This window comes from Chitinophaga sp. MM2321 (genome assembly GCF_964033635.1).
Lineage (GTDB): Bacteria > Bacteroidota > Bacteroidia > Chitinophagales > Chitinophagaceae > Chitinophaga.
This window is the reverse complement of record NZ_OZ035533.1, coordinates 441,177-456,089: the sequence shown is the minus strand read 5'-3', so window position 1 is coordinate 456,089 and position 14,913 is coordinate 441,177. Positions and strand designations below refer to the sequence as shown.

15 protein-coding genes are annotated in these 14,913 nt (G+C 44.7%); 7 read left to right on the top strand and 8 right to left on the bottom strand.

Annotated features, from left to right (window positions below; all coding sequences use genetic code 11):
• Nucleotides 1–34 precede the first annotated feature (34 nt).
• The 3 genes from ABQ275_RS01770 to tgt all read right to left on the bottom strand — a co-directional run bounded on the left by ABQ275_RS01770 (nt 35) and on the right by tgt (nt 4,018).
• A complete protein-coding gene (locus ABQ275_RS01770) occupies nt 35–1,360 on the bottom strand; it encodes a citrate (Si)-synthase, eukaryotic (protein WP_349316548.1) in 1,326 nt (441 codons plus the stop codon).
• A gap of 373 nt (nt 1,361–1,733) precedes the next feature.
• Nucleotides 1,734–2,813, bottom strand: a complete 1,080-nt coding sequence (locus tag ABQ275_RS01765) for an LptF/LptG family permease (protein ID WP_349316547.1) — start codon at nt 2,811–2,813, stop codon at nt 1,734–1,736.
• A gap of 38 nt (nt 2,814–2,851) precedes the next feature.
• Complete coding sequence (tgt, locus tag ABQ275_RS01760) at nt 2,852–4,018, bottom strand: tRNA guanosine(34) transglycosylase Tgt (RefSeq protein ID WP_349316546.1); 1,167 nt, start codon at nt 4,016–4,018, stop codon at nt 2,852–2,854.
• Between the two features lie 163 nt (nt 4,019–4,181).
• On the opposite strand from tgt, the gene ABQ275_RS01755 reads away from it, so the two are divergent.
• The 7 genes from ABQ275_RS01755 to ABQ275_RS01725 all read left to right on the top strand — a co-directional run bounded on the left by ABQ275_RS01755 (nt 4,182) and on the right by ABQ275_RS01725 (nt 9,424).
• On the top strand, nt 4,182–5,321 hold the full coding sequence (locus tag ABQ275_RS01755; RefSeq protein ID WP_349316545.1) for a glycosyltransferase: 1,140 nt from the start codon (nt 4,182–4,184) through the stop codon (nt 5,319–5,321).
• Between the two features lie 211 nt (nt 5,322–5,532).
• Nucleotides 5,533–6,162, top strand: coding sequence for a 16S rRNA (guanine(527)-N(7))-methyltransferase RsmG (rsmG, locus tag ABQ275_RS01750; protein WP_349316544.1), 630 nt, complete (start codon nt 5,533–5,535; stop codon nt 6,160–6,162).
• A 94-nt stretch (nt 6,163–6,256) separates the two neighbouring features.
• Nucleotides 6,257–6,844, top strand: a complete 588-nt coding sequence (locus ABQ275_RS01745) for an RNA polymerase sigma factor (RefSeq protein ID WP_349316543.1) — start codon at nt 6,257–6,259, stop codon at nt 6,842–6,844.
• A 20-nt stretch (nt 6,845–6,864) separates the two neighbouring features.
• The gene (locus ABQ275_RS01740; protein ID WP_349316542.1) at nt 6,865–7,293 is read left to right on the top strand and encodes a hypothetical protein; all 429 of its coding nucleotides are present in this window, start codon (nt 6,865–6,867) and stop codon (nt 7,291–7,293) included.
• A 12-nt stretch (nt 7,294–7,305) separates the two neighbouring features.
• On the top strand, nt 7,306–7,515 hold the full coding sequence (locus ABQ275_RS01735) for a hypothetical protein (protein ID WP_349316541.1): 210 nt from the start codon (nt 7,306–7,308) through the stop codon (nt 7,513–7,515).
• 197 nt (nt 7,516–7,712) lie between these two features.
• The gene (locus ABQ275_RS01730) at nt 7,713–8,279 is read left to right on the top strand and encodes a DinB family protein (RefSeq protein ID WP_349316540.1); all 567 of its coding nucleotides are present in this window, start codon (nt 7,713–7,715) and stop codon (nt 8,277–8,279) included.
• A 155-nt stretch (nt 8,280–8,434) separates the two neighbouring features.
• Complete coding sequence (locus tag ABQ275_RS01725; protein ID WP_349316539.1) at nt 8,435–9,424, top strand: patatin-like phospholipase family protein; 990 nt, start codon at nt 8,435–8,437, stop codon at nt 9,422–9,424.
• A gap of 74 nt (nt 9,425–9,498) precedes the next feature.
• Here ABQ275_RS01725 and ABQ275_RS01720 read toward each other — a convergent pair whose 3' ends face one another.
• From ABQ275_RS01720 to ABQ275_RS01700, 5 genes are all read right to left on the bottom strand, one after another.
• Complete coding sequence (locus tag ABQ275_RS01720; protein WP_349316538.1) at nt 9,499–11,379, bottom strand: M1 family metallopeptidase; 1,881 nt, start codon at nt 11,377–11,379, stop codon at nt 9,499–9,501.
• Between the two features lie 70 nt (nt 11,380–11,449).
• Nucleotides 11,450–12,118, bottom strand: coding sequence for a 16S rRNA (cytidine(1402)-2'-O)-methyltransferase (rsmI, locus tag ABQ275_RS01715; RefSeq protein WP_349316537.1), 669 nt, complete (start codon nt 12,116–12,118; stop codon nt 11,450–11,452).
• Nucleotides 12,119–12,231: 113 nt separating this feature from the next.
• The gene (gene purS / locus ABQ275_RS01710) at nt 12,232–12,477 is read right to left on the bottom strand and encodes a phosphoribosylformylglycinamidine synthase subunit PurS (RefSeq protein WP_349316536.1); all 246 of its coding nucleotides are present in this window, start codon (nt 12,475–12,477) and stop codon (nt 12,232–12,234) included.
• A gap of 43 nt (nt 12,478–12,520) precedes the next feature.
• Nucleotides 12,521–13,279, bottom strand: coding sequence for a CDP-alcohol phosphatidyltransferase family protein (locus ABQ275_RS01705; protein WP_349316535.1), 759 nt, complete (start codon nt 13,277–13,279; stop codon nt 12,521–12,523).
• Nucleotides 13,280–13,428: 149 nt separating this feature from the next.
• Nucleotides 13,429–14,718 (bottom strand): aminopeptidase P N-terminal domain-containing protein, encoded by a 1,290-nt coding sequence (locus tag ABQ275_RS01700; protein ID WP_349316534.1) that lies wholly within the window; start codon nt 14,716–14,718, stop codon nt 13,429–13,431.
• Between the last annotated feature and the right edge of the window lie 195 nt (nt 14,719–14,913).

Genomic DNA, 14,913 nt, shown 5'->3' with positions numbered 1-14,913 from the left:
CAGGCGAATCATTTAAATCCATTTAATCCTGGTTTTATTCGGCGATGGCATCCACCTTTCCTTCTACAAATTGTTTCATCCATTCGGTGGTAACAGATTTTGGTCTTTCCAGGGAAAGTCCCAAAGCTCTGTCCCAGCACAGGGAAGCCAATACACCTAAAGCACGGGATACGCCAAATAATACGGTATAGAATTCATATTCTACCATGCCATAATGCACCAGTAAGGAACCGGAATGTGCATCAACGTTAGGCCATGGATTTTTTACTTTTCCCAGTTCTTTCAAAATCGGGGGAACTGTTTCATACACCATCCACACAATTTTCACCAGTTCATCATTCGGCAGGTGTTTCTTTGCAAACTCCATCTGAGCGGTGAAGCGGGGATCTGTTTTACGCAGTACTGCGTGACCATATCCGGGTACTACTTTACCTTCAGACAATGTTTTGCGAACGTATGCTTCGATCTGTTCTTTGGTTGGCATTCCACCACCCAGTTCTTCGCGCATACTGAGTATCCATTTGATCACCTCCTGGTTGGCCAAACCGTGGAGAGGACCTGCCAGCCCATTCATACCGGCTGCGAATGACAGGTATACATCACTAAGGGCAGAACCTACGAGGTGCGTCGTGTGTGCGCTCACGTTACCACCTTCGTGGTCGGCGTGGATCACCATGTACAGGCGCATCAGTTCTTTGAAGCCTTCGTCGGAGTAACCCAGCATGTGTGCAAAGTTAGCACCCCAGTCCAGCATGCCATTAGGCTGAATATGTTGTCCACCTTTATATTTGCGGCGATATACGTAAGCAGCAATTCGGGGTAAGCGTGCAATGAGGTTCATCGTGTCCTCGTACGTATAACTCCAGTAATCTTTTTTATTTATTCCATTGGAATATGCCTGTGCAAAAGACGATTCTGTTTGCAATGCCATAATACCAACGTTGAACATCGTCATGGGGTGAGCAGTAATGGGCAAAGCCTCTATAGCAGCAAATACGTGGTTGGGTACATGAGAACGACGGCCCCACATGCTTGACAGATACTGCACATCCGCTTCGGTAGGCAGTTCTCCAATCAGCATCAGGTAAAACAAACCTTCCGGTAATGGTTCTGCGCCTCCCGGCGCCTTTGGCAGATGCTCTCTCAATTCAGGAATTGAATATCCGCGAAAACGGATACCCTCATTTGCATCCAGCAGGGAAGTTTCAGTTACCAGCCCGGTAATACCGCGCATACCCTGATACACCTGTGATACCGTAACGTCATCAACTTTTTTTGATCCGTGATTCTTTATCAGGTCCTTTACGTCAATGTTAAGTTCATCTGCTTTAACCTTGAATTTTTCTTTTATGTACCCCATTTTACTGCTATAGTTTATAAAAATGAAAACAAAATCGATCAATTGCCAAAAGTAATGATTTGTTAACGAAGTTACCACCATTTCGTGTTATTTAATGCCAATTTAACAACTTTTAAGGGGGTATCAACCAGTCAGATACACGTCACAACATACATATTAAATACCTGATCTGCAAATCATTAAATATGCAAATTAACAAATAACCACCTACCCTTTGTGGAACGTATTTTTTTCAGAATGAATTGAAAATATTGAAACCAGGATTATATGGATTATAAAGATTTATAGGATTTAACTGGAAGATTAGAGCGAAAATATTCGCATCATTCTTCCAGTTAAATCCTATAAATCTTTATAATCCATATAATCCTGGTCATTTGGGCGCACGTCTGTACAGGTACAGTGCCAATCCCCCGAAAAGGAAGTTGGGGATCCATACGGCCAGGAGTGGGTTCAGGTCTGCCTTTACGGAGAAAACGGTGGTAAACTGCATCAGGATGATATAGCTGGCGCTGATCACTATGCCTACAGCAAGATGCAGGCCGCTGCCACCCCGTACTTTTTTGGCCGCAATGATACCGCCGATGAGTGTAAGTATTACTACAGCCGCAGCAGCAGCGGTTCTACGATAATATTCAACCCAGTATGTATTTAGTCCTTCGGAACCGCGGATGGATTCACGTTTGATATATCTCCTCAGGTCGGGGGTGGTCATGGCTTCCTGGAGATTCTTAACATCTACCAGGTCTTTGGGCGACAGCGCCATTTTGAGCAGGGTATCCTGGCGGCTGACCCACGTTTCCTTTAACCCGTTCATGGTGCGCACCGACACATAATCCAGGCGCCACGATTTGGCTACAGAATCCCAGGTAACCCGGTCGGCCCTGATCTTCAACGTCATATTCTGTGCATCCACTTTCTCCAGCGTAAAATTGCTGCCACTCCTGTAATTCGGATCATAGGTACCAAAAGTGACGTAGGTAAAACTATCGATACGGCTGGTGCGGTCATATTGCGACTTCTGATCATCCGGTGTGCGGATCCGGGTATTTTCAAAAGTGGTCCGTATCCGGTTGGCATTGGGTACTACCCAGAAATTAGCCAGCCACAACAGGCCGCCAAACAAAAAAGCACCTATCCAGTAAGGGCGCAGAAACCGGCGAAAGCTCACGCCAGCACTGAGGATGGCAATGATCTCCGAACGGTAGGCCATTTTGGAGGTGAAAAATATAACGGAGATAAAAATAAATAACGGGAACAGCAACGCAGCGATATGCGGAATAAAACCAAAATAATAGTCCACGATTACATCATGCAGCGATATATGATACTTCAGGAAATCATCTATCTTCTCTGTAATGTCGATCACCACAGAAATGACCAGCAATATCATGAGCGAATAAATGAAAGTGCCAATGAGCTTGCGTAAAATGTACCAGTCTATTTTAGTCATGAACCCAAAGATATTCGTTTATTTTATAGTCTGAGTTTTTAGAGGCGTGTTTTCAACTGGTTCACCATACCGGTTTTCCAGGTAGCAAAGGTACCGGCCAGGATCTGACGGCGGGCTTCCTTCACCAGCTCCAGGTAAAAGGCCAGGTTATGGATACTCGCCAATGTCATGCCTAATATTTCACCGGCTACAAACAGGTGACGCAGGTATGCCCGGGAATAATCGCGGGTAGCAAAGCAGGGACTATTTTCATCGATCGGGTTGAAATCAGTTGCCCATCTCTTATTACGGATGTTGATCACTCCATTCCAGGTAAACAGCATCCCATTGCGGCCATTACGGGTAGGCATTACGCAGTCAAACATATCTACCCCCAGGGCAATATTTTCCAGGATATTCCAGGGTGTGCCCACTCCCATCAGGTAGCGGGGCTTTTCTTTGGGAAGGATATCACATACCAGTCCGCACATTTCATACATCTCTCCTTCCGGCTCTCCTACGCTCAAGCCACCAATGGCATTACCGGCGCAATCGCTGGAGGCGATGTACGCAGCAGAGGCCGCACGCAGATCTTTATAGGTACTACCCTGTATAATGGGGAACAGCGTTTGTTCATGGCCGTAAGCAGGCTGTGTGTCCTTTAACCGCTGAATACAGCGGTCCAGCCAACGGTGTGTCAGCTCCATGGACTTGCGGGCATAGCGGTATTCTGAAGGATAAGGCGGGCATTCATCAAAGGCCATAATGATATCGGCCCCGATGGTGCGCTGAATATCCATCACATTTTCGGGTGTAAACAGGTGGCGGGAGCCATCTATGTGCGACTGGAATACCACGCCTTCCTCTTTGATCTTGCGGTTGGCGGCCAGTGAAAACACCTGGTAACCACCACTATCCGTCAGGATAGGCTTGTTCCAGCCATTAAATTTATGCAGTCCGCCGGCAAGTGACAACACTTCCAGCCCGGGCCGTAAATACAGGTGATAGGTATTGCCAAGAATGATTTCTGCCTTCACCGCATCATGCAGCTGCTCCTGTGTAACAGCCTTTACGCTGCCCACCGTACCCACCGGCATAAAAATCGGCGTCTCTATTTCACCGTGGGCAGTGGTTATTTTTCCTGCCCTGGCATTGCTGCCACTATCTGTAGTAATCAGTTCAAAATTCAAAGTCGTAAATTCAGCGTGCAAAGATACCGGATTCATTTTGGGATTTTGGAATTTTGGTATTTAGTTATTTGAAATGCAGCGAAGATTTTCCGGTCTTCACTACATTTCAAAACCCAAAATCAAAAAATCGTAAATCGTACATCCCTAAATCATTATTTTATTTTACAGATAATAAAAATATTATATTTTTGCCAGCATTATGCTTGACCATCTGGGTGAAATTGCCTTATACTTTTTTGCTGCCGTAGCAGGGATTCAGACCATATACTTTCTATTTGTCTTTTCCCGGGTAGCCTTTTATCGTCGCAAATTTGACCTGGACCATGCGCCTGACGGCCCATTTTCTGTGATCATCTGCGCAAAAGACGAAGAGCTGAATCTACAGAAAAACCTGCCAGGCGTATTGCAGCAGCGATATCACAACCATCACACACCTGAATATGAGGTTATTGTGGTAAATGATAATTCTGAAGATGATACCAAATACTACCTGCGCTCTATTGAGCCAGGCTACCCTCATTATCGCCATATTGAGATAAAACAGGCGGCGAAATTCATTCCCGGCAAAAAATATCCGTTATCTATCGGGCTGAAAGGTGCGAAATATGAGCATGTACTGCTCACCGATGCGGATTGTAAGCCAGCCAGCACCTACTGGCTGTCGCTCATGAGCCAGGGATTTAATAATGATAAAAGGGAAATTGTGCTGGGCTACGGCGCCTATCATAAAAAGCCAGGCTTTTTGAACAAGCTCATCCGGTATGAAACATTTTTCAGTGCGTTGCAACATCTCTCCTTTGCCATGAGCGGCATGCCTTATATGGGTGTAGGCCGTAACCTGGCCTATAAAAGAGAACTGTTCTTCAAACACAAAGGCTTTACCGGCCACCAGCACATCGCCAGCGGAGATGATGACCTGTTTGTAAACGCGGCTGCCAACAGAAAAAATGTAGGCGTAGTCATTGATAAGCAGGCATTTACCTATTCTGAGCCCAAAATGAGCTGGAAAAGCTGGTTCCGGCAAAAGACCCGGCATATGTCTACCGGCAAACATTACCGTTTTATCCACAAATTTGTGCTGGGACTCTTTTCGCTCACACATTTCCTCTTTTATCCGGCATTTATACTGGCACTGTTCTTTCCACCGCCCATCCTTTGGTATGCATTAGCCATTTTTGGCGGTAAGCTGCTGGTACAAACCATCATCAATTTTGCCGCCATGCGCAAACTGGACGAACGCGATCTTTTCAAGTACAGCTGGCTGATGGATATATTCATGTTCCTGTACTACATTATATTTACGCCCGCACTGTTATTCCGCTCAAAGAACAAGTGGTAACTGACCAGGATTAAAGGATTAATAAGATTTACCGGATGGGTGTTTTGTTGTTTGATTTTTTTAAAGATTTTATAGAAAGAAGTCCTGCCGTAACAAAGCAGGACTTCTTCTTTCTTAATAATGAAATAAATTTTTAATCAGACAACAAAACACCCATCCGGTAAATCTTATTAATCCTTTAATCCTGGTTAATCTTGGTTATTTTTGCGCCATGGAAATTATTTTAAAGTATTTCAGCGACTTCTCTGATGTACAGCTGGCACAATTCACGGCATTAAAGGACTTATACCAGGAGTGGAACGAAAAGATCAATGTTATATCCCGCAAAGATATTGAGGCATTATATGAAAAACACGTTTTACACTCGCTCAGTATAGCTGCCATAGCCGATTTCCAGGCAGGCACCCAGATACTGGACCTGGGTACCGGTGGTGGGTTTCCCGGCATTCCACTCGCCATTTTCTTTCCTGAAGTACAATTCCATCTCGTAGATTCTATCGGTAAAAAAATAAAAGTAGTGCAGGGCGTGGCAGAAGCGTTGCAATTAAAGAACGTGACCACTGCACACAGCCGCGTGGAAGAGATCAAAAACCGTAAATTCGATATCGTGGTATCCCGTGCAGTGGCGCCTTTGGGCGATTTATGGCGCTGGAGTAAGCCGGTACTGAAGAAATCTGTTGTACCCGGCAAAAAATTCGAAAAGGGGCTGATCTGCCTGAAAGGTGGCGACCTCGCCCAGGAAATCTCCGATAGTGGCGTAAAGCCAAAACTGCTGGACATCTACGACATCTTCCCGGAAGAAAGCTTTAAAGAAAAATATATTGTAATGGCCAAAAGCTGAGCTGACAACCCTTCTCCCGGTGTTTTAGGATCTCTCCAGATATTTTTTTAAAAAAATAAAATATCCGCATCCCTGTTTCGTCATCCTTATTACGATGAAACAGTTGCTCCTCACAAACAGCATTATGGCCCAAGAGCAAAACGAGCGCATACAGGCAACCGTAAAGCAAGAACGTAAGCGTTTACTGCACTTTATCAGGCAGCGGGTAAATAATGCATCGGATGCAGAGGATATTTTACAGGATGTACTGTATCAGTTTACAGAATACCTGCGGCTGGGCAGTCAGATAGATTCTATCACCGGCTGGCTGTTTGCCGTAACCCGCAACCGGATCACCGACTGGTTCCGCAAGAAAAAGGAAACACCTTTCACTGATTACATCCGCGAAATAGAAGGCGAAGAAGTGCTTTTTTTGCCCGAAATCCTTTCTGATGACGCCTTACAGGCTGATACGCCCATGGTGCGCAAAATCATGTCTGAAGCCATCATGCAGGCAGTAGATGATTTACCGGCAGAACAACGGCAGGTATTTTTACAACATGAACTGGAAGGAAGATCTTTTAAAGAGATGAGCGAAGAAACAGGGGTCAGTGTAAATACCCTGCTCTCGCGCAAACGGTATGCAGTATTGTATTTGCGCGAACGGTTGGCAGAACTTTACCGCGAACTTTTAGATAACTGAGAAAATTAAAATATTAAGATATGAGACATCAAAGAGATAGTAAAAGGGTGCTTAAAAAAATCGGGTTCGCTTTCATGGGCCTGGCATTTTTTGCCCTGGTCATCTTCGTCACCATGCTGCTGTGGAACTGGCTGATCCCTGAAATTTTCCATGGCCCGGTGATCACTTACTGGCAGGCATTAGGACTGTTGTTGCTCGGCAAACTGCTTTTTGGCTGGCATAACCATCAACGCGGTTTTGGCCCCTGGGGACAGCGCGGACAGTGGAAAGAAAAGATCAAGGAACGCATGGCCAATATGTCGCCCGAACAGCGTGAAAGGATGAAAGAACACCTGAGGAATCATTGTGGTCCCGGCAGGTTCAACAGATGGAACAACCATGCAGATCCTTTTGATGAACAGGACGAAACGCACAAAAATGCGCCTGAAAAAGAAAAAGATTCACTTTAAAACTATCCTGCCATGATAGGTATCTTCAAAACCAATATAATCAGCCAACAGGAACGGCAACAGATGATCCATGCGATTGAAACCAATTTTGAGGTAGGCACCTGCCATGTAGATCTTGAAGATTGTGACAGGGTTTTACGCATTGCGGATCTGAATGTAGAAGAAAATACTATTATTAATTTCGTCAGAACACAAGGCTTTTTATGTGAAGTGCTGGAATAATTTCAAAAAAATCCAGCATAAATGACCTGACCCGATCATTTTTCACTATAATTTATATATATTTTTTTTCGATATATCTTTTTTTATTGGAAACGTCGCAAATCATACGTAACTTCAGTACGAATGCAATGGCCCGGGTATATTGATTATTAAAGCGCGAGGTTTTGTGTTTTCTGCACCCTTTAAATCATACTCCTATGTACCTGAACCAGCACGAGATCCAATCTTTGTTGAATAAGAGTTTCGATAATTTTGTTGATTTCATCCGTACACTACCGGATCACCGCTTTACAGCGTCGCCATATGGGAAATGGTCAGCAGGACAGCAACTTCACCATCTTATAAAAGCTGCCAGGCCCGTTAGCACTGCTATGAGCTATCCCCGGTTCATGCTGCACTACTTCGGTGCCGCAAAGCAACCCTCACGCCCATACGAAGCAGTGGTAACCCAATACCAGCTATTACTGGCAAAAGGAGCTAAATCCACCAAAGCATATCAGCCGGGTGTGGTATATCTCCCACAACGCCCCGTATTAGTACAGGACTTCATCAAACAAAAAAATAAATTAGAGAAATGCCTCTTGAGCTGGTCTGAAAATGAGCTGGATAAATATCGCTTACCGCATCCGTTGCTGGGCAAAATCACCATCCGGGAAATGCTTTATTTTACGGCCTATCACAACCAGCACCATTTGCAGCGTCTGAAAGACCATGAACTGCAAAGCCATACATGGGAAAATCAATTACAACAACTTATTTTCTAGCATAATTATATCATTGATAACGGATCAGGACTATAACCAGTTTTGATCCGTTTTTTTTATCACCGGATTTTGTAAATTGTAGGGAAGATATTGCCGGCACCTCATCTTTCACCAACCCGGCAATACATCTTTATAAACACCCCTAAACGATTGTCATGTCTAAAACTGCTTTATTGATCAGCGGTGGCGGAGTCCGTAGTGCCTTCACCGTTGGCGTACTTAAATATCTGCATGAAAAACGGCCCGATATACAATTTGATATGCTCGTTGGCACCGGCACCGGTTCATTAATTGTACTCCTGAATGCATTGAAGGAAACAGACCTGCTGGAAAAATTTTACACCTCGCTCAACACAGCCGATATCATCAACACAGGAAATCCTATTCAAAGATTTACCAACAATAACTCCCTCTATAACACCACCCCGCTCAAACATAAAATCAACTCCATCATTACGGAAGCCCGCTTTAAATCGTTTATGGAAACAGATAAAGCGGTTTTCATAGCAGGGAGATGCCTTCAAACAAAACGCACCACTTTTTTTTCCAACAAGCAAACAGTTACGCCGGATAAAGACTATGATGTAGTGCAACTATCCGGTACATCCGCTTTGCGGGAAGCAGTGGCAGCGTCTTTCAGTCAACCGGTATTTATGTCGCCCGTTGAGGTAACCGCCGCATCAACTGAACCGCTACAGTTCATGGATGGCGGAGGCCCCTCCTATACTCCAATACAACTGGCTATTGACAATGGCGCCACCGATATTTATGTGGTATTACTCACCCCCGAAATACCCGAAGCCAATAACTTTTTATTCAAGCGTGTAATAGATTCCCTGGAAAGAACCACAGACTGGGCCACCAGCGATATTGCCCTGCACGATATCCGGATTCCACAGTTATACAACAAGGCCCTGCATTACCTCGATGCGGTAAAAGATAATATGAAAGCTGCCGGTATTTCTCCTGCAGATATAGATCAATACTTTGAAACCCCCGATGCAAATCCTTTCAAAGGAAAAGTGAACCTTAATATTCACGTCATCCGGCCGGAGAGGCCGCTGGGTAGTACTATGGGGGGAATGGAATTTAATCCGCGAAATATGAAAGCGATGGTTGAAGCCGGCTTACAGATCAAATTATAACTGACGCGATCAAAATAATAATCCGGATGGCTTTTTTGAAACACCACCCGGATTATTACATAAAACGATGAAAACTAGCGTTTGTTATTGCTTCTGTCCACATCCGCCAGCCGCTGGCTTGGGTCTATTTCCATCTCTTTAATATCAGATAATGGCATATTCACTTCAACTTCGTATGTGGGATTTGTCCAGTACCAACCGGTATCGACTATACGTTTTATGGCCCGATACTCATTTGGTTTTTCTCCGAACATGATCGACAACGGGATGTAGTGCAGCACTTTATTTCCCTTGGTATCAGTGATCATGAAGTCGACCGGCATCGGCATCAAACCAATACGGCGCAGGCGCACAATTGTTTTATTATCCTTTTCATATACACTGTCGATACCATAATCCACATGTTTGGTGGAATTGATAAAATATTGTTTGTACCAGTCCAGTTGAATACCGCTTTCTTTCTCCATCACGCGAATAAAATCATTCATATTCGGATGTTTGAAACGCCATTCATTGTAGTAGCGTATCAGGCCACTATCACGGTTATCAGCCCCGATTACATAACCGAGTTGCTCCAGGAAAACGGCGCCTTTGGAATAAGCAGTAAGACTATATCCGTAGTTGGTATTGTAATGATCGGCATGCGTAGAAGCCGGTTCTTCAAACGGACTATTTACCAATGCAAAATATCCTGCGTAAGAGCTGGCATGTGGACTCTTCACATTTAGTGAATCGGTGGTATAGTGAATGATATTATTCTGTCCGAAGGTGGTAAAACCTTCATCCATCCAGGGATACAGGCTTTCATTGGTAGCCAGCACTCCCTGGTACCAGCTGTGCATCCATTCGTGGATAGCTACACTGTATAAGCCGCTCATAGAGCCGTTACCAACAATAAGTGTGGCCATCGGATATTCCATGCCACCATCTCCGCCCTGAATAAAGGAGTACTGTTTGTAAGGATAGGCGCCGTAATGCACTTTGATATAATCGTAAGCAGCAGGGATCATTTTAGCCAGCTTAGGCCATGTTTCGCGGGTGGTATCATTTTCGAGATACAGGAAATGCGCCGTAAAACCATCCACCTGCTGTGTAATGTGTTTATAGTCCGGATCAGCCGCCCACATGAAATCGTGTACTTTTGGCGCGATGAAATGCCAGGTGAGTGTTTTGCCTGCGGGCCTGTTTACTTTTGTACCGGGTGTTTCATAGCCATAACCGATCTGGTTAGGGTTTTGCAGGTAGCCGGTTCCGCCAAGAATATATTTTTTATCGATGGTGATCTTTACATCATAATCGCCCCATACACCATAAAATTCACGGGCGATGTAAGGAGTAGGATGCCAGCCTTCGTAGTCATATTCACACATTTTAGGATACCACTGCGCCATGGAGAAGTCAACCCCCTCGGCGTTACTTCGGCCACTGCGGCGGATCTGCACAGGTACCTGGGCTTCAAAGTCCATATCAAATACGGCTTTTGTATGCGGCAGGATCGGTTTATCCAGCGATACTTCCAGGATGGTTTCCACTACTTTATACTTTTGCGGTTTACCATCGCGTTTCAGTGAAAGCACTTTCTGGTAGCCTATTTCATCAGGCCCCAGTTGGGAGATCCTGTCACGTACACGGCTATCCCAGTCATAGCGGTCGTTTCCACCTTTATCTTTCCCCAGTAATATTTTCCCCAGTTCCCTGCTGCGCACATCCATCATGCTGTTAGGCTGAAAGGCGTTCCAGTACAGGTGATAAAATACTTTTTTGAGTGTATCGGGGGAGTTATTATAATATTCAAGATGTTGTTGACCGCTGAATTTATTGGCAGGTGCATCCACTGCCACATTCATGGTATATTTTACACTTTGTTGCCAGCGATCTGACTGTGCCTGTAGCTGTAACCAACTGCCCGCCAGCATAGTAATAGCGAAACAGCTTCCTAGTACCCAATACTTCATTTCCGTAAAAAAATTTGATTCAGGGTGCTAAATTAAGCTTTTAACTTTTAGTGGTGGATGTGGGGAAATATCAGGCTGCACCCTGCACGACTACAACGATTTCGCCTTTCACGCCTTTTTCTTTGAAATAGTCGTGGACCTCCTGTAAAGTACCGCGTTTATTTTCTTCAAACATTTTGGTGAGTTCACGGCTCACGGAACAGGGGCGGTCTGCACCGAAATACTGGATGAGGTCTGCCAGTGTTTTCACCAGCCGCATGGGGGATTCGTAAAAAACGATGGTACGTTCTTCTGTTGACAGTTGTGTAAAAAGTGTGTGGCGGCCTTTTTTAAGGGGTAGGAAGCCTTCAAAGATAAAGCGGTTCAGGGGAATGCCGCTGTTCACCAATGCGGGTACAAATGCGGTGGCGCCAGGCAGACATTCCACGGGTACGCCCGCACGAACGCATTCACGCACCAGTAAAAAACCAGGATCAGAAACACCGGGGGTACCGGCGTCTGTGAGCATAGCCATGCTTTTGCCACCCTGCAGCTGCTCCAGCAGGTGCTGTACTATTTTATGTTCGTTATGCTGATGATAGGGCGTAACTGGTTTATTGATCTGATAATGCCGTAAGAGTACACTCGATGTACGGGTATCTTCCGCCAGGATCAGGTCCGCTTCCTCCAGCACTTTTACAGCCCTGTAGGTCATATCGGCGAGATTGCCGATGGGAGAAGGAATGAGATATAATTTCATTTTGGAATTTTTTGATTTTGGAATTTTGGAATTCTGTTTCTAATAGTTATTCTCCTTGGAAGGAAGATGGCCATTTGAAACAAAATCTCAAAATTCCAAAATTCCAAAATTTATTATTGTATTTGTACTTCAAAAGATTCCATTACCTGGTTAGCCAACAGCTTCTGACAGGCGCTTTCAGCAATCTGTTGCGCATCTTCCTTGCTGGCGGCTTCAATTTGCAGGGTAATGTGTTTTCCAATCCGTACATCTTGTACCTGGCCCATGCCAAGGTTTTTGAGACCACTCATCACCGCTTTACCTTGCGGGTCCAATAATTCTTTCAGTGGCATCACATTGATATGTGCAGTAAAAGTCATTGTGCTAAAAATTTTGCCGCAAACCTACATCAAAAATTACGATTTACGAATTAGGCGGGGCGATTAATGATAATATTATATAAGAAATGAATACAAATGGTACGGTGGCAAAGCCCAGAAAAGGAATACTGACGAGTGTTACGGCAATCAACAAAAGCTTGGGCCAGTTTGATTTCAGTGTCTTGTCTTTAATCTTCAAGCTCATCATGGGTATTTCCGCCACCATGAGATAACAGAGTACTGCAATGATGGCATAAAGCATCCATATATTCTGTAACCAATGCGCCAGGTTATAAGGATTATACAGCACAATTAAAGGGAAAGACGCTACCAGCAAGCCTACTGCGGGAGTAGGCACCCCGATAAAACTAACCGTTTGCCTGGTATCCAGGTTGAATTTTGCCAGTCTGTATGCAGCAAAGCACGGAACCAGCAAAGCCGGCGCCAGGTTTACAATAGACACGTCAAACACATCAGGTTGCTGGAAATAAGCACTGCGCAACAGGCGATACAGCATCATACCGGGTACTACGCCAAAGGTCACCACATCAGCCAATGAGTCCAGCTCCTTACCCATAGGCGACTGCACTTTTAATAACCGGGCCACAAGGCCATCAAAAAAATCAAAAACTGCGGCCAGCACCACCAGCGCAGATGCCCAGTATACCGGTTCAGGACTCACAATCGTATAGTCGGTACCGTTAAACTCAGCCCGGAACTCCGGCGCATACAACACGCATATGATAGCCAGTGCTCCACAAAAAAGATTACATAGGGTAATAATATTGGGTAATTGTCGCATTCAAGTGATTTGTGAACAAAATAGACATCATTTTTTGATTTTGAGATTTTTTGATTTACGGATTTAGGGATTTGAAATGCAGCGGAGACCTGATCAGATAATCTCCGCTGCATTTCAAATCCCTAAATCAAAAAATCTCAAAATATTCCCTACTTCATCAGGGCTTCTATTTCATCCGCCGTAATAGGAATGTTTTTCATCAGGTCTACATTACCAGCGGCAGTGAGCCAGATATTATTTTCTATGCGGATACCCATTTTTTCTTCTTCAATATAAATGCCTGGTTCGATGGTCATTACTGCACCTTCAGGAACAGGTTTATGAAAAGAGGGACCCAAATCATGTACATCCACACCCAGGTGGTGGGAGATGCCATGGTACAGGTATTTGCGGTAAGCCGGTGTTTCAGGGTCCTGGTTTTTGATGTCGGCACCTGTGAGCAGGCCCAGCTTTACAAATTCTTTTCCGGCTTCCACGCCCACCATTTCGTGATATTTTGCAATAGTGATACCGGGACGGAGAATAGCTTTTGCATAGTTATGCAGGTGCAGACAGGCATCGTATACCTGGCGCTGACGGGCGCTGAACTTCCCGTTTACGGGCACTGTGCGGGTAAGATCGGCATTATAACCACCGTATTCCGCACCAAAATCCATCAGGATCAATTCACCATCTTTACACTCCTGGTTATTGGAAACATAATGCAGGGTGCGTGCACGGTCGCCGGAAGCGATGATAGAGCCATAAGCCTCACCGGCAGAGCGATTGCGCAGAAACTCGTGTACGATCTCTGCATGAATTTCATGCTCCCATACACCTGGTTTTATAAATTGCAGGATACGACGGAAAGCTTTCTCCGTAATATCCATCGCCACCTGCATCACAGCTATTTCTTCCGCCGTTTTTACGGCACGCAGTTCTTTAAAAAGAAGGGCCGCACGCACATAATTGTGTAATGGATAACGCGCTTTCATTTCCTGCACATAACGGTAATCCTTTACAGGTACCAGGCTGCCTTTGCGGTTATTTTCATTGGAATTAAGGTAGATGTTGGCAGCGTCATTGATCCATTGCTGGAGCAAAGCATCCAGGCTATCGAGCCATACTACCGTAGACATACCGGAAACAGCAAATGCTTCTTCCCTGCGCAACCGGTGTCCATCCCACTTTTCCTTTAACTCGTTGGGACGCACCAATACCAGCACTTCACGGTATTTGGGATCCGGGTTATCCGGAAACAATACCACCATCGTATCTTCCTGGTCAATACCTGTGAGCCAGTACAGGTCTGAGTTTTGTTTGAATTTATACAGCGCATCACCATTGCTCGGCAATTCATCATTGGAATTGATGATAGCTATAGATTGCGGCTGCATTTTAGCCACAAAACGCTGGCGGTTTTTAACAAACAGCTGCGGATCCAAGGGCAGATTCTTCATATCTTCTTGATTTCAAATGAGGCTTCAAACCTAGGTAAATTTTGGGATTTAGAAATGTGAGAGAAGGAGGAACTGCTAAATCGGTTAATTTCAACGGCACTAAATCGCAAGATCGTACTAATATCACATGATTAATACTTAATGTTATATTAACACATTTAGATTTTAATATCCTGCAAGGAAAAGTCCGCTAAC

What these genes read in the sequence shown, in the direction of transcription:
- ABQ275_RS01770 (WP_349316548.1), bottom strand. Translation starts at nt 1,360, where the DNA reads ATGGGGTACATAAAAGAAAAATTCAAGGTTAAAGCAGATGAACTTAAC.
- ABQ275_RS01765 (WP_349316547.1), bottom strand. Translation starts at nt 2,813, where the DNA reads ATGACTAAAATAGACTGGTACATTTTACGCAAGCTCATTGGCACTTTC.
- tgt (WP_349316546.1), bottom strand. Translation starts at nt 4,018, where the DNA reads ATGAATCCGGTATCTTTGCACGCTGAATTTACGACTTTGAATTTTGAA.
- ABQ275_RS01755 (WP_349316545.1), top strand. Translation starts at nt 4,182, where the DNA reads ATGCTTGACCATCTGGGTGAAATTGCCTTATACTTTTTTGCTGCCGTA.
- rsmG (WP_349316544.1), top strand. Translation starts at nt 5,533, where the DNA reads ATGGAAATTATTTTAAAGTATTTCAGCGACTTCTCTGATGTACAGCTG.
- ABQ275_RS01745 (WP_349316543.1), top strand. Translation starts at nt 6,257, where the DNA reads ATGAAACAGTTGCTCCTCACAAACAGCATTATGGCCCAAGAGCAAAAC.
- ABQ275_RS01740 (WP_349316542.1), top strand. Translation starts at nt 6,865, where the DNA reads ATGAGACATCAAAGAGATAGTAAAAGGGTGCTTAAAAAAATCGGGTTC.
- ABQ275_RS01735 (WP_349316541.1), top strand. Translation starts at nt 7,306, where the DNA reads ATGATAGGTATCTTCAAAACCAATATAATCAGCCAACAGGAACGGCAA.
- ABQ275_RS01730 (WP_349316540.1), top strand. Translation starts at nt 7,713, where the DNA reads ATGTACCTGAACCAGCACGAGATCCAATCTTTGTTGAATAAGAGTTTC.
- ABQ275_RS01725 (WP_349316539.1), top strand. Translation starts at nt 8,435, where the DNA reads ATGTCTAAAACTGCTTTATTGATCAGCGGTGGCGGAGTCCGTAGTGCC.
- ABQ275_RS01720 (WP_349316538.1), bottom strand. Translation starts at nt 11,379, where the DNA reads ATGAAGTATTGGGTACTAGGAAGCTGTTTCGCTATTACTATGCTGGCG.
- rsmI (WP_349316537.1), bottom strand. Translation starts at nt 12,118, where the DNA reads ATGAAATTATATCTCATTCCTTCTCCCATCGGCAATCTCGCCGATATG.
- purS (WP_349316536.1), bottom strand. Translation starts at nt 12,477, where the DNA reads ATGACTTTTACTGCACATATCAATGTGATGCCACTGAAAGAATTATTG.
- ABQ275_RS01705 (WP_349316535.1), bottom strand. Translation starts at nt 13,279, where the DNA reads ATGCGACAATTACCCAATATTATTACCCTATGTAATCTTTTTTGTGGA.
- ABQ275_RS01700 (WP_349316534.1), bottom strand. Translation starts at nt 14,718, where the DNA reads ATGAAGAATCTGCCCTTGGATCCGCAGCTGTTTGTTAAAAACCGCCAG.